Annotated in this window: 16 protein-coding genes and 2 pseudogenes; 10 read left to right on the top strand and 8 right to left on the bottom strand. The window is 46.0% G+C overall.

What is annotated here, in order from left to right; all coding sequences use genetic code 11:
* Positions 1-32 precede the first annotated feature (32 nt).
* The 5 genes from R3289_RS14740 to yqeC form a co-directional block, all read right to left on the bottom strand.
* Entirely contained in the window at positions 33-1955 is a 1923-nt protein-coding gene (locus R3289_RS14740) for a methyl-accepting chemotaxis protein (RefSeq protein WP_318926447.1), read from the bottom strand.
* A gap of 3 nt (positions 1956-1958) precedes the next feature.
* Entirely contained in the window at positions 1959-2525 is a 567-nt protein-coding gene (locus R3289_RS14735; protein ID WP_318926446.1) for a rhodanese-like domain-containing protein, read from the bottom strand.
* Between the two features lie 28 nt (positions 2526-2553).
* Positions 2554-3000, bottom strand: a complete 447-nt coding sequence (locus tag R3289_RS14730) for a MauE/DoxX family redox-associated membrane protein (RefSeq protein WP_318926445.1) — start codon at positions 2998-3000, stop codon at positions 2554-2556.
* 85 nt (positions 3001-3085) lie between these two features.
* A complete protein-coding gene (gene yqeB / locus R3289_RS14725; protein ID WP_318926444.1) occupies positions 3086-4684 on the bottom strand; it encodes a selenium-dependent molybdenum cofactor biosynthesis protein YqeB in 1599 nt (532 codons plus the stop codon).
* A gap of 30 nt (positions 4685-4714) precedes the next feature.
* Complete coding sequence (gene yqeC / locus R3289_RS14720) at positions 4715-5587, bottom strand: selenium cofactor biosynthesis protein YqeC (RefSeq protein WP_318926443.1); 873 nt, start codon at positions 5585-5587, stop codon at positions 4715-4717.
* Positions 5588-5718: 131 nt separating this feature from the next.
* On the opposite strand from yqeC, the gene mocA reads away from it, so the two are divergent.
* On the top strand, positions 5719-6324 hold the full coding sequence (mocA, locus tag R3289_RS14715) for a molybdenum cofactor cytidylyltransferase (RefSeq protein WP_318926442.1): 606 nt from the start codon (positions 5719-5721) through the stop codon (positions 6322-6324).
* Positions 6325-6446: 122 nt separating this feature from the next.
* Here the strand turns inward: mocA and R3289_RS14710 are convergent, their stop codons facing one another.
* A complete protein-coding gene (locus R3289_RS14710) occupies positions 6447-7721 on the bottom strand; it encodes a divalent metal cation transporter (protein WP_318926441.1) in 1275 nt (424 codons plus the stop codon).
* Between the two features lie 700 nt (positions 7722-8421).
* Positions 8422-8922 carry a MarR family transcriptional regulator gene (locus R3289_RS14705; RefSeq protein WP_318926440.1) on the bottom strand — a complete coding sequence of 167 codons (501 nt, stop codon included), beginning with the start codon at positions 8920-8922 and terminating at the stop codon, positions 8422-8424.
* A gap of 120 nt (positions 8923-9042) precedes the next feature.
* Between R3289_RS14705 and R3289_RS14700 the strand changes: the two genes are divergently transcribed.
* Both R3289_RS14700 and R3289_RS14695 read left to right on the top strand, forming a co-directional pair.
* Complete coding sequence (locus tag R3289_RS14700; RefSeq protein WP_318926439.1) at positions 9043-9957, top strand: EamA family transporter; 915 nt, start codon at positions 9043-9045, stop codon at positions 9955-9957.
* A 1-nt stretch (position 9958) separates the two neighbouring features.
* Positions 9959-10552 (top strand): NAD(P)H-dependent oxidoreductase, encoded by a 594-nt coding sequence (locus R3289_RS14695; RefSeq protein WP_318926438.1) that lies wholly within the window; start codon positions 9959-9961, stop codon positions 10550-10552.
* A 116-nt stretch (positions 10553-10668) separates the two neighbouring features.
* Here R3289_RS14695 and R3289_RS14690 read toward each other — a convergent pair.
* A pseudogene (locus R3289_RS14690) lies at positions 10669-10758 on the bottom strand (IS6 family transposase); the annotation flags it as partial.
* 709 nt (positions 10759-11467) lie between these two features.
* Between R3289_RS14690 and R3289_RS14685 the strand changes: the two are divergent.
* The 7 genes and pseudogenes from R3289_RS14685 to R3289_RS14655 all read left to right on the top strand — a co-directional run bounded on the left by R3289_RS14685 (position 11468) and on the right by R3289_RS14655 (position 21511).
* Positions 11468-12994, top strand: coding sequence for a YfcC family protein (locus tag R3289_RS14685; RefSeq protein WP_318926437.1), 1527 nt, complete (start codon positions 11468-11470; stop codon positions 12992-12994).
* A gap of 139 nt (positions 12995-13133) precedes the next feature.
* Positions 13134-13208: pseudogene (locus R3289_RS14680) on the top strand (IS6 family transposase); the annotation flags it as partial.
* Between the two features lie 351 nt (positions 13209-13559).
* Positions 13560-16691, top strand: coding sequence for a putative selenate reductase subunit YgfK (ygfK, locus tag R3289_RS14675; RefSeq protein ID WP_318926436.1), 3132 nt, complete (start codon positions 13560-13562; stop codon positions 16689-16691).
* Between the two features lie 15 nt (positions 16692-16706).
* Positions 16707-18035, top strand: a complete 1329-nt coding sequence (ssnA, locus tag R3289_RS14670; RefSeq protein WP_318926435.1) for a putative aminohydrolase SsnA — start codon at positions 16707-16709, stop codon at positions 18033-18035.
* Positions 18036-18049: 14 nt separating this feature from the next.
* Positions 18050-20203 (top strand): xanthine dehydrogenase family protein molybdopterin-binding subunit, encoded by a 2154-nt coding sequence (locus R3289_RS14665; RefSeq protein WP_318926434.1) that lies wholly within the window; start codon positions 18050-18052, stop codon positions 20201-20203.
* Positions 20193-20663 carry a (2Fe-2S)-binding protein gene (locus tag R3289_RS14660; RefSeq protein ID WP_318926433.1) on the top strand — a complete coding sequence of 157 codons (471 nt, stop codon included), beginning with the start codon at positions 20193-20195 and terminating at the stop codon, positions 20661-20663. Before R3289_RS14665 ends, R3289_RS14660 begins: the two co-directional genes overlap by 11 nt.
* Positions 20657-21511, top strand: coding sequence for an FAD binding domain-containing protein (locus R3289_RS14655; protein WP_318926432.1), 855 nt, complete (start codon positions 20657-20659; stop codon positions 21509-21511). Before R3289_RS14660 ends, R3289_RS14655 begins: the two co-directional genes overlap by 7 nt.
* Positions 21512-21680: the final 169 nt, after the last annotated feature.

The following is a 21680-nucleotide window of genomic DNA, read 5'->3' as shown; positions in this document are numbered from 1 at the left end:
CTTGTTATCTGTAACTAACAGCATTCGTTAGGTTAAATCTTAAACTGGATGATTAGATTTTTTAATCGGCCGGATAATGCATTGAGCTGGTGACAAGCTTCTATTGTCTGACTTGAAGCATCTGACGTTTGATAACTTTGTTCGCTTATTTTCTCTATGTTCCGGCCGATATCAGAAACCACCGCATTTTGCTCTTCTGTCGCGGTTGCAACCTGGGTGTTAATATCATTGATGGTGGCGATGGTTTTTTGAATCGCAGCTAAAGAACTGCCGATATTTCCTGCCAGTTCCAGGCTTAACTTACTGCTGCTTTTCCCTTCATTCATCACATTGACGGCTTCTTTGGTGCCTTGCTGCAGTTGGGTGATCATTTCCTGTATTTCAAGCGTTGATTGGTTTGTTCTGTGTGCCAGAGAGCGGACTTCATCGGCGACCACAGCAAAGCCACGACCTTGATCGCCTGCTCGCGCAGCTTCAATCGCAGCGTTCAGTGCCAGCAGATTGATTTGCTCTGATATACCATTGATGACATCGATGATGGCACCAATTTTATCGGTTTGCTGGGCGAGGTTGGTAATGACTGAAGAGGCTGAATTCACATTACGTGATAACGCCGACATCGACTCGATGTTGCTTTGGACAATATCGATGCCGTTCGACACCTCGTTGTTGCCTTGCTGCGCTGAGTCTGCCGCAATTGAAGCGTTACGCGCCATTTCCGAGATGGTAGTACCCATTTCATTAATTGCGGTTGCGATTTGGGTTGTCTGCTCTTTTTGATCCTCTACTATATGTCCCGCACCTTCAGAAAGCTGTTTGGTGTTTTCAATCGAGGCGACTAGCTCAGCACTGACCTGTGAAACCTCTTTTATCGAGTGGTGTATTTTTTCGACAAAGCTATTGAAACCTATCGAAAGCTCAGTGATTTCATCATTGCCCTTTATTTCTAGCCTCTGGTTGAGGTCGCCTTCGCCTTCACCAATCTCACGCATTAAATGGGCGACATTGCGGATCGGAGTCACGATCTTAGCGGCTAAAAGCGCAGCAAGAAGGGTGAATAATACCGCCAGGGCGATGTTAATGAGGATGTTTTTATCAGTGACGGAGTCAAAGGCGCGGTATAACTCGTTTTCGGAAATTTCAGCAACAATATACAGATCAATTATGGGTAAATAACTTGAGGCAACAAGGTGTGTACCTTGACCGGTATTCAGTTTACCAAGGCTGAACTCTTGCTGATTCAGCAATACTGTTTTCAGAGGGGCGGGTAACTGATTTTTCATGACGCCTGTTTCAGGCTGTATTCTGATTTCGCCTTGCTGTGAGACAAGATAGACGCCACCTGTTTCGCCCAGCTTGTATTGTCGCAGCATGGCGGATAGCTGACTGAGATCAATTGCCATCCCGGAAACCGAGAGCGGTTCGCCATTTTTTGTGATCAGGTTATTGATAAACAGGCGCTCCTGTCCTTCCTGACCGGTATCAAAAGTCAGGCTGACAGCTTCACCAGTACGGAGTTGGTTATATAACCAGGAATAGGCTGGGTCATCGACTGAAACGGCCCCTCTGAGACCTTCGCCAGAGCGATAGTCATGTAAGCCTTTAATCGACACCAGGAAGGTGCCGTTCACATTTTCCGTGTTAGCCAGGGAGTCTAACTGGCTTAAGACTTCGGCTCGTCTGCTATCGGATTCACCGTTTAATATCCAGTTCTGAATAAAGACATTGTTTGCCAGTTGGCTGGCAGCTTGAACCGGCAGCTTAATATCACTTTCTATGGCTTCACGGATAACAGCAAGAGCCGTCGGCAACTGCTGCTCTTCAACTTGCTTGAGCATCAACTGTTTGACCTGATAATTATTTATCAGTGTTGTTGCTGAAAGCGAGAAGAGGAGCGCAATACAGGTCGCGAAGATGATTTTATTTTTTATTGAGATGTGATTGAGCTTATTCATTGGTTACTTCACACTGGCCGTTTTAAAGCCTGCACCTTTCCAGGCGAAGATGCCGCCAGGATAGCGGTATACATTGTTGTAGCCCAGCTTAACGGCCCATGTTGCGGCATTATGGCTGCGGCCACATTTGACGAAACCGCAATAGAACACCAGCATTTTGTCTTTGTCAGTGCCTAACATCTGGGTGAAGTCTTGCTCGCTTTGGCCATTGGTTTCAGCGTTGTTCCATTCAGGCATAGACGAGACAGGGAATAAGAACTGCTGAGCGGTAGGAATGTGTTCCTTTTTATAGCTGTCTTTAAATGGCATGGCATCAATGATCAGAACATCTTTTTTGTCATCAAGTAGCGCTTTGACTTTTTCAGTATTAATTAACTGATAACCGCCTTGCATTGTTTCGTTATGGAGGTTGATTGCGATTTGCTCGGTTTTAACCTCGTTCTCAAATTTATTTCCAAACAACCCGGCAGATGCACTCAAGGGAAAGATGAGTAGCGCAGCGCCGAGAATAAAGGTGTTAAGCCAAAAACCGCGCTGTGATGGTCGGGAAAGGTTTTTATCTACAAGCATTATTATTATCCTCAGTTAAGTAATGTAATCAGGCTGGATGTGCAGTCGTATGTATCGGGCGCCTGGCATTGAAGAGATGTAAAGCGCCAGCCATCAGGGTAATGATCAGATATATGAAGAACTGCGGTTCGATTTCACTATAGACAATTGATTCCAGAGATCCTGGCAGGTTACAACCGCAATCAATGTTGAGGCCTTGCTGGATGGCGATGCCAGAAAGTACGGTGTACAACGCAAAACAGGCAACAACAGGCACTAGACTTACTAGCTCATAAAAAGCGAGCATTGCACAAATCGAGAGCGCAAGTGGTAATGCGAAGGCTATGGGGTCAACATACATAGCGGAGAGTAAGCCGGTATCGAGCAACAGCAGCGCCGTGTTTTCGGGGGCAAAGAAGCCTTTTAGCGCAATCGCTGCTGCCGACATGAAAATAAAGCTGGTGATGAACTGATGAACGTATCCTCTTGTTTTCATAGCAATACTCTCTTTCCGTGACGTTGACGTTGATTTTAATCTGCGTCAGAGAGAAAGCCCTGCACGGGCTTTCTTCTGCAAGACGTTAATTCAATGTAGTTTGCTCCAGGTACAGCATCGCTTCGAGAACGCTGCCGCCAATGGCACGAGCTTTATCTGAAACGGTTGTATAGTCGGCCTCTATGCCGCGGGGATCAATATCGCCGATTTTAAATCCTTCAGTAACGCTTAATCCGTCGTTGAGCAGTCCGCGTACCATGCCGTTCAACGGTGCAACAATCTGGCTGTCGCCAACATGGGCGATCACATCCCCTTCTTCGACAATATCGCCGAGTTTGACATGGTTGTGCATAATTCCCTGGCAAGGGGCGCGCAGAACTCGCTGGTGGGTATAGCCGGCGATGTTGCCGGGAACCCCGGTATTTGGCTGGGTTTCCCCCTGATAGATGATCCGGCCCAAATGATGGCCGCGGTTGGTTTCAATGACCGCATCGCAATCGATGCCAGCATTAAAGCCCGGACCTAAAGCAATGGTGATCGGAGCCATATTTTGGGTTGTGCCCAGGTTGCGCTTGGCAAGAATGGCGTCGACAAGGAAGGTCGGTGCTAAGCTGGCAAGCGAGCTGCATTGTTCATCAGCAATAACCGGGATCAGACCTTGTTCAATGGCAGCAAAGGCATCTTCACTGCTATGGGCTTTTCTGGCTGTTACGCCTTCGACTTCAACGGGATCACCGTATAAACATTGGGCAAAGGCGACGGTGCAACGAATCACTGTGGGTTGGGCAATGTCGGTCATCACAACTTTAAAGCCCGCATTATGCAGGCGAATAGCCACTCCCGTCGCAATATCGCCAGCGCCACGGATCATTACCAATTTGTTGCGATTGAGGCGGGTATCATCTTTCATTAACCCGCCAGAAGACTGATGTTTCACTTTGAGGACTTCAGCCATAATGCTGATGGCAATTTCTTCCGGTGTTTCTGCGCCAATATTGAAACCAATCGGCGAGTGAATAGCCTGGATATGGGCTTCGCTGACGTTACTTTTTCGCAAGTGATTGAATAATGTCTGTACTTTGCGGCGACTGGCCATCAGGCCGATATATTGGGTATCACAACCGACGACTTTGGTAATCGCATCTTGATCCTGGTGGTTAGTTGCAATAACCACAAAACTCTCTTTGTTAATATCCAGCTGGTCGATGGCATCATCCATCGTTTTGCCTAAAATGCGTTTGGTACCGGGGGGGAAATGCTCTTCGGCCAGGCTGTCTTCGTAAGCATCAGCAACGCTGATATCGAAACCTAAAACATGAGCCGCATGGGCAACGGCACGGTTTACGTGGCCGCCACCAATTAGTAATAGAGCCGGGCGCAGGCCGTAAACATCGATTGAAACCGTCATTGCGCCACCGCAGTCCATGCCCATCGCTTCCGGGCCGGTTCGAGTCATACGGCCTTTTACTACCCGGGGTTTCCTTTCTTGCAGGGCTTCAAGTGACTGTTCAATAACGTAGCGTTCGATCATGCCACCACCGACCGTACCGGTGATGGTACCGTCTGCCTTGATAATCATCTGTCCTGAATGACGAGGTGCCGAACCTCGGGTCTCGATGATGTTAGCAAACGCAAAAGGTATGTTTTGTTGTTCTAACAGAGCTGCCTGAGCAAAAATATTCATTAAATTTGACCTCTATATCGCGTAACGAGGTCAGGAGTTTCTCCTCGTTACAATGTCTTTTATCGGCGATAGATCGTGCATCGCAGCAAGCCAGATCGCATCAAGTTGGTGGGTTTGTGCGATGATCGTTTGCGCCAGCTGAGTCAGCTTTAAGTACGACGGCGCAAGATCAACTTTATTGACTAACCAGATCTTGATGGCATGGTTTGGAGCCTGCTTAAACATTCCATGTGGGTGCTCAATCAATCGACACAATATTCGGTGACCGATAGCGTCACCTTCCGAACATTGTGTAAGTGCAGAGAACGTGTTCCATCTGTGAACTCTCTCAGGACAAGCCCGAGAATGAATAATCTCTGCCCCTGTCACGCCGATCACCATATCCGAGTTAATTGGAATGCAAGGCTCATGCCCGGAAGGAGCCTTAATTGGCAAACACTTAGCTCCATCGGCTTCAATAATAAAAACTGTGAAAGGGGAGGTGTTTTTGAGCTGCTCAACAAGGTTTGGTGTGATCCCCGACACTTTGGTCTGCGCTTTGATATCACCGGTTTTACTTTCATTATTCGGCGCTATTTCACCTTGATAGCAAAAAGTGATAGCGGGTTTCGATTCTTGGTTTTGCAGGCGTGAAAGCAAAGCCGTTTCAGGGCTTTTTTCCGGGTGATTATTTTCAGCACAGATAAAATAATCTGCTTGTTCTGGTGCTGGTAAGTACATTTTTGTGGTGGTGGTGACCAGTACACAATGACCACGTTTTTTGAATTCTTGTGCCAGCCAAAATGCCGTGGATGTTTTACCGCCTCCACCCACGAGAGAGATGATAAAAGGCGCAGAAAAAGCGGCATCTAAAATGCTAGGAGTGATAGGGAGCTGTGGGATGTGTTCGGTTCTGCCGCGCATGGTGCCTCTCTTCTTATTTTTTAGTGTGCAGTGTTGCTCTGTTAATCTGGATCACTATAGTTAGCGGTGTTATTCAACTTGATACTAAGCAAAGTAAGATCTTACGAGCTAGAATTATTAACGGAAATTCAATGAGTAACCAACAGCAAGACGTAGATTGTGTGATGCCAGCTGCCGGTCTGTCTTCCCGAATGGGGAGCTGGAAAATGATGCTACCTTACCGTCACCATACGATCCTTGACGAGAGTATCGAAAATGCACTTCGCTTTTGTTCCCGGGTGATTCTGGTGGTCGGGCATCGTGGCAATGAGCTGATTGAACGGTATGAAAACAGTGCAAAAATCAGGGTTGTTGTGAACTCTGATTACCCGCAGGGCATGTTCAGTTCCATTCAGGCTGGTGTCAGTGAAGTACGCAGTGAGCACTTCTTTGTTTGTCATGGCGACATGCCGTGTGTGTCTGCTGACATCTATCAGCAAGTCTGGTCAGAGCGTGGAGAGCACACGGTATTTCCCGGTACCAAAGAGAAGCCGGGACATCCGGTGTTGTTACCAAAATCGATCATACCGGTCATTCAACGCTCAGAAATTGATGGGAAAATGAAGCCGCTTATCATGGCTAATAAGGTCAAATTTCTTGGCTTAGAGCAGTTAGATATTTACTTAGATGTCGACACGCCGGCGGCGTATCAGGCTGTGTGCGAGAGCGCACACCATAAGTATCAAATTGATAACTGAGATATCACTTCTATCAATTTGATAGCCGTTGTATCAACGCTATGAATTACCGCCGAGTAAAAAAAGCCAGCGGGGGAGTCGCTGGCTTTTGATCGGATTATGGTGTCATCGGTTAAAGCTGATCACATTAACCATTTCCACCAGATGAAGATGGCTAAGAAACCAAACAAGTAGGTCAGCCCGGCCCAAGATAAGACTCTCAGGCTTTTACTCAACGCCAATTCTTTAGGCAGATCCGCTTTCATTACTAATCGGTAGTTCAACAAGGCAAAGATAGGCGTTGTCATGAACGCCATGATCATAGCGAAATCGAGCATTGGCATTAATGCCGAGGTAAAGAACAGCAGGATCCCCATTGCAACACTACCGACTAACAACATCCAGCCTTGGTGGTAGCGGCGCTGTTCCAGTTCTTTCTTCTGTAACAACAGTTGTGCTTCTGCCAATGCACGGGAGTAGCCATCAATAACCGTGATCGTACTGCCGAAAATACAGAAGAAAGCGATAACGGCGATAAGGTAACGAGACCATTCACCAATGGTTGATGCGTACATGCTGACGAGTTGGTGTGAAAATCCAATACCTGAGCTTTTTAATTCCGTACCGTTACCGTGAAGTACCAATGCGCCCAGAGATAAGAAAACAATAGCCAATAATGCCGTTCCGATGTAGCCAACATTAAAATCAAAAAATGCTGATTTGGCCGTCACAGGTTGTTCTTTACGCTGACTCTTAAGCCACATTGACGTTAAACAAGAGATCTCGATTGGCGCAGGCATCCAGCCCATCATTACAACAAGAAATCCGATTGAAGCAATTGACCAGGCTGAAGGCGCCTCAAAATCAGCGGGTGCAACGCTGCCTTTACCCGCAGCAACGATCACAGCACCTACAGTGGCAATCACAAGAACCGTCATGATCACTTTTGACAGGCTATCGAGCGCTTTGTAATGACCGGCAAACAAAATGGCTAAACATGCAATCAGTACCACTCCCGCTAAAGTGGTCAGCGGCAGTTCTACAGGTAGGAAGTACCCAAGTAAACTAGCACTAAATAAAAGTAACGCCGCGGTGTTGATCACGGCAGATATGGCATTAAGGCCAGTAAAAAGCCATAAATAACCACGTCCCATTTGACTATAACCTTGGATCAGGCTTTGACCTGTTCCCATGGTGTACTGCACGCCTGCTCGAAAAAATGGGTACTTGAAGAAGTTGACGAGCAAAATCAGGCCGGCAAGCTGCCAACCATAAATGGCACCGGATTTGGTTGATGCTACAAGATGAGAACCACCAACGGCGGCGGTTGCCATCATAATACCGGGGCCTAATGACCGAATCAGTTGTTTTAATCGATCTATACTGGGTTCAACTTGGACGTTTGCTGTACTTTCCATGATTACATCCTGATATTGTTATTATATTTCAGCCAGCCCCTTAATCAGTGATTGAATGAGCTGGCGGAATAAATTTATCTTTGATTTTGGTTTGATAGGATTTAACGTATTCTTTTGATTTGAGGTTGTTTTCAACACTCTCATTCCATTTTTCGCAGTTTTAGATGTGATTAGCAAACGCGCCAAAAACCAAAAAAGCATATATCACCAATATAATCGAGTAGTGCAGGGTTAAGTTCCAACGCAAGAGATTGGAACTAATCGTTTATTAGGTGGTGGCATGTTAAAAAACGATAATAAAATTATTAATAATCAGTGTGTTTTAACTCAAGGTAAACTGACCTTAATACTGACTCTACTTAAAGCTGAATCGGTAGATTCGTTCGATAAGATCAATCTGAACACGTTAGGTTTGCTTTAATCCGAAAAGAGATCCCAGATAACCGCCAGATAAGGTGTGAGAAAGTAAGTAAACCTACTTGTCTGGCGGTTTATTAGATGGCGACTGTTTGGCAGCATTCATATTCTGTGGCTTTATTGCCCCGTTCAGAGGGCATGCTGCTGCTTAGATTCGATGGGAAAGACGGAATTCTGAGCCTTGGCTGAATTTTTTGCGATAAGCCCAATTTTTAGCAACAGTCCCCGCCATATCCAAACTAATGGCTAGTTTGGCCCCGTTAATATTTCTATTCAACTGACTTTACGAATTCTTTCCATTTGATTCATAAATCAATATTTTACGTAGCAGGTTGGTTAGTTGATCTTGTTCTTTTGACGTTAATACACTCAGCATATTGTCCATGTTTTCTACATGGGCGTTTAGCGCAGTATCAACAATCTCAATGCCTTTTTTAGTCAATGTGACTTTGCAGCTTCGTCTGTCTTGTTCGCTTGAAATTCGCTCTACCAGTCCTTCTTTTACCAACTGCTCTATACGCGTACTGACCGCGCCCGAAGAGATCATCAAGGTTTTGTATAGCTCTGTCGGCGTGATACCTGATGGATCGTTACGACGCATTGTTGCTAAGATATCAAACTCGATACTGCTTAAACCATGTTCTTTGAACACCTTATCCATTTTCGTTTTCCAAGCATTACTGGTTCGGCGCAGCCGCCCAACAACACCCATTGAAGAGCAGTCTAGATCGGGTCTGACTTTTTCCCACTGAGCCAAAATGGAATCGACGCTATCCGATGGCATTTTTATCTCCCACATAAATATCTTATCAAAAAGATACTTGATCGAAAATCAAATATCTATTACTTTGTGGTAAGTATCTTTTTTGAAAGATACATTTGTTTGAGTTAATGGAGCGGTGGCATGAGTGGATTACATCAGATAAAGACAATCGTTTTGACGGCTATAGCGCCGATTGTGTGGGGAAGTACTTATATCGTTACTACAGAGTTGTTGCCACCGGAAAGTCCGTTGCTGGCATCAACCATTCGTGCTTTGCCTGCAGGCGTGTTATTGGTGCTCATTAGCAAGGCTTTTCCAAGTGGACTTTGGCTGCTACGCCTTGCGCTGCTTGGATTTCTAAATATCGGTTTGTTTTTCTACTGCCTATTTTTCGCCGCAACCTATTTGCCTGGTGGTATGGCGGCGATGGTTATGTCTATACAGCCTGTCGTCGTGATTCTACTGAGCAGGAAATGGCTCAATTCAGAGTTGACTCCGGTTCAACTTCTGGCAAGTGTGGTTGGGATCGTGGGGATAGCTTTACTGGTCATAAATGGTTCTGCGCAGCTCAACACTACTGGTCTTGTGGTTGCTTCTGTCGGCACATTGAGTATGGCTTCTGGTGTTGTATTGACGAAAAAATGGGGCAGACCTAAAGGTATTACGTTGCTGGGTTTTACGGGGTGGCAGCTGTTTTTTGGTGGAGTCATGTTACTTCCTGTCGCTTTATGGGCAGAAGGGCTACCTAGTCACTTGAGTTTGCCAAACTATATTGGATACCTGTATCTGAGCGTTATAGGTGCGATTTTAGGTTACTTCTTATGGTTTCGCGGGATAGAAAAGCTGCCGCCTATTACTGTTTCTTTTCTCGGCTTTCTCAGTAGCGTATCTGCATGCATCTTGGGTTACGTAGTGCTCGATCAAACCCTGACATGGCTTCAGCTGTTAGGCGCAGCTTTTGTCCTAATTGCTATCGTTCTGGCTATGCCAACTGTAGCTACCTCGTCAAATAAATCCAATCACTTACCTTTGTGCCACTTTTTAAAAAGGAATTAAGATGAACATTACAATTGTATCTGGCAGTCAACGCACTAACTCGCAGAGTCTAAACGTAGCTCGCTATTTGGAGTCACTTTCTTTAGAGCTGTTCGATAAGGCTAATATTTTGGACTTGCATCAGCTCAACTTACCATTTTGGAACGAAGGTGTTTGGCAACAGACCGAAGAGTGGCTGCAATGGGCGCCAATTGCCGAAATGCTTAAACAATCGGATGCTGTGGTTCTGATTACTCCTGAATGGCACGGAATGGCGACTCCAGCGCTTAAGAACTTTTTGCTGCTGACAACAGATGAAGAGCTTGCCCATAAACCAGTGCTACTGGTGAGTGTGTCCGCTAGTGTAAATGGAGTCTATCCGATTAGTGAACTGCGCATGACTGGCAACAAGAACAATCACGCGTGCTTTTTACCCGATCATCTAATCTTTCGAAATGTTGAAGAGTTGCTGACGGCCGAGCACCAGTGCACCGACCAAATAATGCATCAGCGCAATCAGTACACAATGGCATTACTTGCCAGTTACGCTCAAGCACTGGCTCCGGTATATCGCGATATGATCTCGGCAGGGAAGGCATTTCGCTACGGTATGTAAGATAAAAGATGGCACCGCACGGTGCCTAATTTTTCATTTCAGTGGCTTAGGTATTCCGGAGGGACTTGTTGCAAATAATCAGATAAAGCAGCTCTACCCAGTGATGGGCTTAATGATTACTGGTAAACAACTTCACTATTGAAGAGACGATTTATAAAAGTGGATCTCTCCCGCACAAGGGGTTTACGTTCATCATGACGAAGCCAGAGAGACATAAAATTAATATTTTAATGCACCACTTAGGATTGAATATAAATTTCATGAATAATATTTCGTCAACATCTTCATTTGTGTGATAAATGTCGCGTTTATCAAATTTTCTATATTTTCCACCTGTGATTTTATTTTCCCTTATTTTAATCTGTGTCAGTCTTATGAACTATTTATGATGGCTAAAAAACAGGGTAACAGATATTTTAATTCATCTCTCATAACGCCTGTAAATTGAATTCAGGAATGACGTTAATTGTTAGTATCCTAAATACACCTCTGCAGATTATTGATGCAGTGCTGAACCATCCAAAATCGCGATCGAAAAGAGATAATAACAGTTTTTTATACTGACAATAGGCGGTTCGTGACTAAAAAGATGTTATGGTGGCATTTTTACTCACGGGGGAATATACCAACTTTTTTGGGGAAGATTCGCAATGTAAACATATAAATCCTGTCTGGTTTAAGATGAAAACGGACGTTGTACGATCACAAAAGTTCGACGAATTATAATATGACCACTCTATCAATGATTGATATTAAAGTATCGGGAAATGGAAAGTTTCCACCCGCGAACTATGTGAATAATATTTCACTGACTATATTTGCGATATAACCGACATAATTAAAATTGATAACATAATATTTTACTGGTGATTATTAGATATATTTAAGAACTAAATCTACATTTTAGGGGTTTTTATGGAAATTGCTGAAAGTTCAAAAAAAACAATTCAATTCCCAACTGCTTTTACAATTTTATTCATAATAATGTTAGTAGCAATTGGCCTTACCTGGATTGTACCAGCAGGCTCATACTCAAAACTATCTTATAACTCAAATGAAAACACCTTACAGGTTGTCAGCCCCTTTGGGGATGTAACAACGGTAGCCGCAACTCAAGATGAACTAAAAAAGCTTGATATCAATATAAGCATAGATCAGTTCGTCAATGGCACAATTCGCAAGCCGATAGCGATACCTGAGACTTATCATCAGTTAGAACAGTCTCCAAAAGGGTTAGGCGATGTGGCTGTAAGTATGGTTGAAGGGACCATTGAAGGTGCAGATATTATTGTTTTCATCTTGATTTTGGGAGGCATGATTGGAGTCATCAATAAAACCGGAGCATTTAACGCAGGGCTGATAACGTTGTCAGAAAAAACGAAAGGACGTGAATTTTTATTCGTAGCCTTAGTCTGTATCGTTATGGCGTTAGGAGGGACAACTTGTGGCTTGGAAGAAGAAGCGGTTGCTTTTTACCCAATTCTTGTTCCGATTTTTCTGGCTCTTGGTTTCGACTCTATCGTTTGTGTTGGTGCTATATTCCTTGCCGCGTCAATAGGTACGGCATTTTCAACAATCAACCCATTCTCGGTGGTCATTGCATCTAATGCCGCTGGCATTTCCTTTACAGAAGGCTTAGGCGTCAGGACGTTTGGCTTAGTTGTTGGAACGACGACGGTTATAGGTTATTTGTACTGGTATTGTAAGAAAATAAAAGCTGACCCTTCATTTTCTTATACTTATTCAGACAGGGAGTCTTTTAAAGAGCGTTTTTTGAAAAATAACAACCTGGCAGAAAAAGTACCATTCACCTTACGTCGAAAAATAATTTTAACTTTATTTGCGATAGCGTTCCCCATGATGGTTTGGGGGGTTTCAATGGGGGGGTGGTGGTTCCCGCAAATGGCAGCATCTTTCCTAACCATTGCCATTATAATTATATTTATCTCTGGGCTTAAGGAGAAGGAAGCCGTAGAAGCCTTTACCCAAGGGGCATCTGAGTTAGTCGCGGTATCATTAATTATAGGCATGGCTCGTGGTGTAAATATCGTTCTTGAACAAGGAATGATTTCAGACACCATCTTAGCTTATGCCTCAGATTTGGTTTCAGGCATGCATGGCAGTGTATTTGCTGTTTCTCAAATGTTTGTCTTCTTCCTTCTTGGATTAGTCGTTCCATCTTCATCAGGCCTGGCAGTATTAGCGATGCCAATCATGGCTCCACTTGCCGATACTGTGAGCATACCTCGTGATATTGTTGTTTCAGCATATAACTGGGGTCAGTATGCCATGCTATTTTTAGCTCCAACAGGGCTGGTATTAGTAACTCTACAGATGCTTGATATTCCATTTAACAAGTGGGTGAAGTTCGTGCTTCCTATCGTTATTTTCTTACTTGGCTTTGGTTCCCTACTGTTGGTTGCTCAAGTGATGATGCTTTAATTACTCCTTGCCTCTTGATGTAAGAAGCAACAACACGTGTATATACATAGCCACGTTAATTAAAAAATTAACGTGGCTTTAATCATTTTTTCGGTCATAAACCGTCAGATAAGGACCTTGCAAACACAATGACGCCAAACGCCATCGTTTCATCCACACAGACTCATCGTGGCAGATCGATGAAACCTACATCAAAGTGAAGGGGAAGTGGCACTAGCTTTATCACTATCATCTTAATAATTATCAAAGTGATAAATCTTTATTGATTTGATAGGTAATTCATCCGTATTAATAATCATACTCATTTACCACTTGTTTTTGTTCTATTTAGATAAATTTCCCACCTTGAGCTGATTCACATAATGATCCTGACTTTCGACATGGGTCACGAATTTCCGTCTTCATTACAATGTTTTTAAAGTTTGGCGCAGTAGTTGCTCAATTGAATTCAAAACGAGGTAACGAGCGAATTGTTACTTTTTACATCTGAGCCCTACGCATTGCACTAAATTGATGTGCTGGTTGTGTAAAAAACAAGAAAAATACAGCATCAAGGAGATTTATCATGGGAGACATCATGCGCCCCGTTCCGTTTGGCGAGCTACTCAACCGAATTTTCAGTGAGTATAAAGAAAGCCAATCGATTTTCGGGATCCCATCGAAGCAGTTTTATCGCAAGGAAAACACCAAAGATTTAAAAGTTTGGGATGAACACTATGAAACACCGGTAGGCCCAGCCGCCGGACCTCATACGCAACTGGCACAAAATATCATCTGTTCCTGGCTGGCTGGTGGCCGTTTCATGGAGCTGAAAACAGTTCAGAAGCTGGATACGCTGGAAATTGCCAAGCCGTGTATTGATGCCGAAGATGAGTGCTTTAATACTGAATGGTCAACAGAGTTCACGCTTACCAAGGCTTATGATGAATATCTGAAAGCATGGATTGCGCTGCATTTGCTAGAGGAAGTGTTTGATCCCCGCACTGAAGGGGAAGATAAGTCTTTCATCTTTAATATGAGTGTCGGCTACGATCTGGCCGGTATTCAGACTGCTCCGATGCAGGCGTATATCGACGATATGGTTGATTCCAGCAAGCATGAAAAATTCCATGCCTATATTGCTGAACTGAAAGCTTTTATTGCCGATCCTGAATTCATTAAAACCTATGGCTTTGAGCACCGTTTAGAGCGCCTGCAACATTTGGCAGACTCTATCCCGGCTCAATTGACGCGTGGTGTGACGCTTTCCACCATGCATGGTTGCCCGCCAAATGAAATCGAAGCGATCTGTCGTTATATGATTGAAGACAAGGGTATTAATACCTTTGTTAAATTAAACCCGACGCTGTTGGGGTATGAGCGTGTGCGCGGCATTCTGGATAATGCCGGGTTTGATTACATTGCGCTTAGCGAAGAATCATTCAGCCATGATCTTCAGATTGAAGATGCCAAGGCCATGCTGCACCGTCTGGTGGATTCGGGTAAAGCCCGAGGCATTGGTTTTGGGGTGAAGCTGACCAATACCTTGGGTACGCTAAACCGTAAAGGGGTCTTACCTGACAAAGAAATGTACATGTCAGGCCGTGCTCTGTTCCCGCTATCGATCAATGTGGCGCTGGAACTGTCTCGTGAATTTAACGGCATGTTACCGATTTCTTATTCAGGTGGTGCCAGCAAATTCAACATTAAAGAGATTTTCGAAACCGGCATCCGGCCAATTACGATGGCAACCGATCTGCTTAAGCCGGGTGGTTATCTGCGTTTGGCTGATTGTGCCAAAGAGCTGGAAACAAGTAATGAATGGAACATGCAGCAAGTCGACTTAGTCAAACTTGAAGCATTAGCGGCGAAATCGCTGGTAGCAGATTACGCCCAGAAAGAATGGCGTGGTCCGGAAGAGATCAGCGTGAAGAAAGCGGTGCCACTGACTGACTGTTATATTGCCCCTTGTGTGACCGCGTGTCCGATCAGTCAGGATATTCCTGAATACATTCGCCTGATGGGCCAGCATCAGTACACAGAAGCCTTGGAAGTGATTTATTCGCGCAATGCGCTGCCAGCCATTACCGGTCATATTTGTGATCACCAGTGTCAATACAACTGTACCCGTCGTGACTACGAAGGGGCATTGAACATTCGTGAAATGAAGAAAGTGGCATTGGCAAAAGGCTGGGAAGGCTATAAAGCGAAATGGCATCAGCCGGATTTAGACCGTGAAAAGCATCCTGTTGCGGTGATCGGTGCTGGCCCTGCTGGCTTGTCTGCGGCCTACTTCATGGCGCGTGCGGGTCATCCTGTAACCGTGTTCGAGAAAGAGCAAAACGCAGGCGGGGTGGTTAAAAACATCATTCCTCAGTTCCGTATTCCGGCTGAGGTGATCCAGCACGATATTGATTTCGTTCAAGCACATGGCGTAAATATCGAATATGGCTGCAATCCGAACCTGACCGTCGATACACTAAAATCCAGCGGCTACAAGTATATCTGCCTGGGTATAGGTGCCGATAAAGGCAATCCAATCTCACTGTCTGGCGACAACACGAACGTCTTCAAATCATTGGAATTTTTGCGTAGCTTCAACGATGGCGAGAAGCTTCCTCTTGGTGAACATAAACAGGGTAAACATGTTGCCGTTGTCGGTGCCGGTAATACCGCGATGGACAGTGCGCGCGCAGCATTGAAAGTCGATGGCGTGGAAAAAGTCACCATCATATACCGCCGTACGATTGCTGAAATGCCAGCATACAAAGAAGAGTATGAAGAAGCGGTTGAAGATGGCGTGCAGTTCATGTTCCTGACCAATCCTGAGCAGTTCGATGCAGACGGTAAGCTGACAGCCCGTGTGATGGAATTAGGTGAGCCTGATGAAAAAGGACGTCGCCGTCCGGTGGCAACCGATAAGACTGTGGAATTGCAGGTCGACGCCCTAATCACAGCGGTGGGTGAGCAAAGTAACCGTGATGTGCTGACTCGCATCGGTATCCCTATGGGTGACGATGGCTGGCCTGCGGTTGATAGCGAAACGTGTGAAACCGCGGTTGAAAACGTGTTCCTGATGGGGGATGCCAATACCGGTCCGTCATCCATCGTATCGGCTATCTCTGGTGGCCGTAAAACGGCAACGACCATTCTGGCTCGCGAAGCACAGAGCGAACAAGAAAACGATGTGAAATCTCAGGTTCATGCAGATGATGTTTACGCTCGTAAAGGGGATATTCAGGTCAAACTGATTGCCGCTAGCGAACTTGAAGCTGCAGACCATGAAGCGTTCATTGAACAAGAAGCAAAACGCTGCCTGGAATGTTCATATATCTGTAGCAAGTGTGTGGATGTGTGTCCTAACCGCGCCAATATCTCATTGCCAATTCCTGGCTTTAAAGATCAGTATCAGACCTTGCATCTTGACGCTTACTGTAATGAATGTGGTAACTGTGCGCAGTTCTGCCCATGGGATAGCAAGCCTTATAAAGATAAGTTCACCCTGTTCAACCTGCGCGGTGACTTTACTAATAGCACCAACGCCGGCTTCTACATCGAAGGTTCAGAGGTGTTAGTGCGCAGTCAAGGTGAAATCTATACCTTCAGTATTAACGAAAAGAGTGAACTTGATATGCCAGAGGCGTTGGCCGATGAGGCAACTATCATCAGCTATGTGCATGCAAACCATCACTACCTTCTTGGCAAAGTGGATGTTTAGGTGAGGAGTAAGGGAATGTTATTACTTAAAAATGCAACGGCCGTGCAATTTGAACCCGCTTTCATTAAAGAAGGGGTGGATATCGCGATTAATGGCAGCACGATTATAGAAATTGGTGCCAATCTGGCGGCGAAGTACCCAGATGCCATCGCCAAGGATATGAAGGGTAAATTAGTCATGCCGGGTATTGTGTGCTCGCACAATCACTTCTATTCAGGCCTGGCTCGCGGCGTGATGGCTGATATTAAGCCAAGTCCTGACTTTATCTCCATCCTGAAGAATCTGTGGTGGCGAATGGACCGTGCCCTGGATGAGGAAGCGGTATATTACAGCGGCTTGATTTGTTCACTGGAAGCGATTAAAAACGGCTGTACATCGGTGATTGATCACCATGCGTCACCGAACTATATTGCCGGTTCATTGAACACCTTGCGTAAAGGGTTCTTAAAGGCAGGGTTGCGCGGCATGACCTGTTTTGAAACTACCGACCGCAATGGCGGTATGAAAGAGATGGCGGCCGGGGTTGAAGAGAACATTGCGTTTGCTCAGCTGATCGACAGTGCCAAGGCCCAAGGTGACGAACCTTATCTGGTTGAGTCCCACATCGGTGCTCATGCTCCGTTTACTGTGACCAATGACGGTTTGTCGATGATGGCGGAAGCTGTGCAGGCAACCGGACGCGGTATTCATGTGCATGTCGCTGAAGACAGATATGACGTTACTCATAGCCACCATCATTACAGTCAGGACATTGTTGAACGCTTGGATAGCTTCGGTCTGATCAACGAAAAAACCTTACTGGCGCATGGCTTGTTCTTATCGGATCGCGATATCGATATCCTTAACGCAAAAGATGGCTTCTTAGTCCACAATGCCCGTTCAAATATGAACAACAACGTGGGCTATAACCATAAACTGACACGCTTCAAGAACGTGGCTCTGGGTACAGACGGTATCGGTGCGGATATGTTTGAAGAGCTAAAATTTGCCTTCTTCAAGCACCGTGATGCGGGCGGTCCGTTATGGCCAGATAGCTTCTTGCGTAATCTGTGGAACGGAAATGAAATACTGGCGCGTAACTTCGGGGCGAAGTTCGGTCGCTTAGAGGCAGGCAATAAGGCCGATCTCACGATTCTGGATTACACCAGCCCAACGCCGTTTGTCGCCGATAACCTGCCGGGTCATATCGCCTTTGGTATCAATGCCGGTAACGTCAATAGCGTAATGGTTGAAGGACGCTTTGTGTTAGAAGACCGCGCCTTCCCATTCGATATTGCGCCAATCTATGCCGAAGCAAGCAAAGTCGCGCAGCGTTTATGGAAAACGATGGATCAATTAAACTAAGGTGAGATCCCGATATGGAAACGGTCAATACTAAATTCAAGTGGGCAGAAGCCACAGGAAATGCAAAGTATATTGCCGATCGCCATTTCGAGGGACTATTAGAAGGGCGGTTCTACCGCTCTTCTTGCCCTAGAGGCGTGATCAAATCCGTACATATACCGGCGTTGCCCGAAGGTTATCATCTGTTTGGAGCCAAAGATGTTCCCGGGCAAAATGTGCTGCCAATCGTCGAAATTGATTGGCCAGCCTTTGCTGAGAATGAAGTCCGTTATGTGGGTCAGGTGGTGTTTTTGCTGGTCGGTGAAAACCCCGATGTGCTTGAGCAACTGATCCAGCAGATATCCATCGAATATCAACCGCTGACACCCGCTTATACGGTTGCTCAGTCCCAGGCGATGATTGATGGTCCGATCCACTGCACAAATAATATTCTTGATACCCATGCCTTAACCAAAGGCGATATCGACGCAGGATTTGCCCAGGCAGTCACTATCATTGAAGAGACCTGCAGTACCGGTTATCAGGAGCATATTTATCTCGAAACCCAGGGAGTGGTTGGCTACCCCAAAGATGGAAAAATAGTGATCGAAGGTTCGATGCAATGCCCATGGTACGTTCACCATTGCATGGGTGTGGTGCTCGGTCACGATCATGTACGAGCGATCCAGTGTCCGACTGGTGGCGGATTCGGTGGTAAAGAAGATTATCCGGATGTGCTGGCAGGTCCGCTGGCGGTTGCGGTCGAAAAATTGCAGCGTCCGGTACGTATCGTACTTGAACGCAGTGAAGATATAGCCTTCACCTCGAAGCGTCATCCCGCCGAGTTCCGTTATCGCACCGGAATCGATAAACACGGTAAGATTGTCGCGATGGATATCCAGTTTGATGTTAATTCAGGTGCTTATCTGAGCTTGTCTGGTATCGTACTGCAGCGTTCAATCACAACCGCAACCAATGTCTATGATATTCCGAATGTTCGCGTTGAGGGCCATGCATGGGTAACGAATACTGTCCCTACCGGTGCATTCCGTGGCTTCGGCTCGCCGCAAACCTGCTTTTGTATGGAAACCCACATCAACCATGTTGCTAAGCGTCTAAAGCAAGATCCGGTTGAATTTAAGCAACGTCATCTCTTAACCACTGAATCAACCACGTTAACGGGCGCTGCGATTTTTGGCGATCTGGTGTTAGAAAAAATGTTGGAGCGGGCACTTAGCCTGTCTGATTATCGTAACAAGAACGACGAAATTGCCGCTCAGCCAGCCGATAGTATGAAGCGTAAAGGTATCGGGCTGGCAATCTTTCAGCACGGCTGTGGTTTTGCCGGTGACCTGGAAGATACGTTAGTGCGGGCGAAGGTTCGCCTGATCAAGTTAGCCAACGGCCAGCTGCAAATTCTGGCGTCGAACACCGATATTGGTCAGGGGCTCAGCCTGACATTCCGTAAAATTGTAGCCGAAACGCTTAATAAGCCGCTCGATGACATTCACCTGGCAGTGCCTGATACCGGTGTTGTCCCTGATTCTGGCCCGACCGTGGCTTCCCGATCTATTTTGATTGTGGGTTATTTGCTAGAGAAGGCGGCGCAAAAAATGCAGTCCCGATGGATTGACGGCGAGCATCAGGAAATCGAGGAAATCTACCGCAAGCCTGACTATCACGTATGGGATCAGAGTACGTATCAAGGCAATGCCTATCAGGCAACCAGTTATGGTATCAACGTGGTGGAAGTGGAAGTCGATATGGCAACCGGCGAATCGGCTATTATCGGCGCCTCGGCAGTTTATGACATTGGTAAAGCGATTGATGAGCGGGTGTTTAAAGGCCAGATTGATGGCGGATTGGTGCAAGCCCTGGGTTACGGTAGTTGCGAAAAAATGGAACTGAACGCTGATGGCGTGTTTGCTCAGAAAACCATGGCAGATTACGTGATCCCGACCGCTCTTGATGTACCGATGATCCAAAGTGAATTAGTTGATAACCCTTATCCGTACGGGCCAAATGGCGCAAAAGGAGGGGGTGAGCTGACGCATAATGGTGGAGCCGCCGCTTTCGCTGCGGCAGTTGAATCCGCCATTGGCAAGCCGCTGTCTTCAATTCCGGTGACACCTGAAAAAGTGTGCGAAGCCCTTTATGGCGATGAGCATGGAGCACAGTATGAAAATTGAGTTTGTTCTTAACGGTGAACAGGTCGCTGTCGATGTCGATCCAATGCAATCGCTGCTGGTTACGTTACGGGGTAACCTGATTAAAACGGCAACCAAAGAAGGTTGCGGTGAAGGTGAGTGCGGTGCCTGCTCCGTGCTGTTTAATGAGCGGCTGGTAAATGCCTGTATGTTTCCGATTGCTCAGGCCGAAGGCGCGAACATAATGACATTGGAAGGTCTGAAACAGACCGAGAAAGGCCAGTGTGTGATTGATGCGTTACTTGAAGCCAAGGGCGTTCAGTGCGGTTTTTGTACCCCGGGAATGGTGTTGGCGCTTTATGCTCTGCTGGAGCAAAACAGTAATCCGAACGAGAATCAGATACGTACTGCCATTTCCGGGAACCTGTGCCGTTGTACCGGTTACGGCATGATTGTCGATGCGGCCCGTATCGCGGCAACCAAAGGAGAAGGATTATGGTAGCGGTTTATCGTCCTGATACTTTAGCGCAGGCTCTTGATTGGATAGCGGTGGGGAAGCATACCTTATTTTCCGGCGGCACTGATTTGATGGTCCAGCATGCGGTACGATCAGGTCTGACACCTGTTTTTAAGCAGGATGTGGTGTTTCTTGATGCGATTGAAGAGCTGAAGCAGATCGCTCCGATCGAAAATGGGATCTCTATTGGTGCAGAGTGCAGCCTGGCGGATATCGAACAAGATCCTCTGGTACCGGATATCGTGCGTCAGGGGGTGGCGAATATTGCTGCGCCAGCATTACGAAACCGGGCAACCATGGCGGGGAATATTTGCAATGCGTCGCCCGCCGCTGACTCATTGCCGGCGCTATGCCTGTTAAATGCGACTGTGGTGTTGTCTTCACTGCGTGGTCAGCGTGAAATGGCCATTGCCGATTTCATTACCGGCCCGGGTAAAACAGTGCTACAAGATGATGAAATTTTAAGCCATATCAACGTACCGCAATCCGACTTACCGATAGTGTTCTATCACAAGGTCGGAACCCGGGCGGCGAATGCCTTAACCAAACTGTCGGTCGCCGGCCTTGCTAAAGTGGCTGACGGGCAGGTTGTTGACTGGCGTGTTGCCTTTGGCGCGGTGGGTCCTAAAGTAGTGAGAAGCCGTGAGTTAGAACAGTTGATCATTGGTCAGCCAGTTTCGATGCTTGGTGAGCCGTTGTTCGTCGGTAACATTCTGGAGCAGTACAGCAAAATCATTCGCCCGATTGATGATCAGCGTTCAACTGCTCTGTATCGTCATCGTACTTCTCTCAATCTATTAAGGCGCTGGTTAACACAAGTCAGCACCGCGTAGTCATTGCTGGGCTATTATTGTCCAATTGTATTTAGGGTATTAATTTAATTAATACCCTTTTTTGAATCTGTTATTTGTCGCGTTAAAATCAATGAGTCTTTCCGCTAGCACTATCAGTACTATCACTATCAATTTGATAGCAAAGTTATTATTTTGATAGGGAATAACA

It is taken from the genome of Photobacterium sp., from assembly GCF_033720175.1.
Lineage (GTDB): Bacteria > Pseudomonadota > Gammaproteobacteria > Enterobacterales > Vibrionaceae > Photobacterium.
This window is presented reverse-complemented; position numbering and strand designations above follow the sequence as displayed.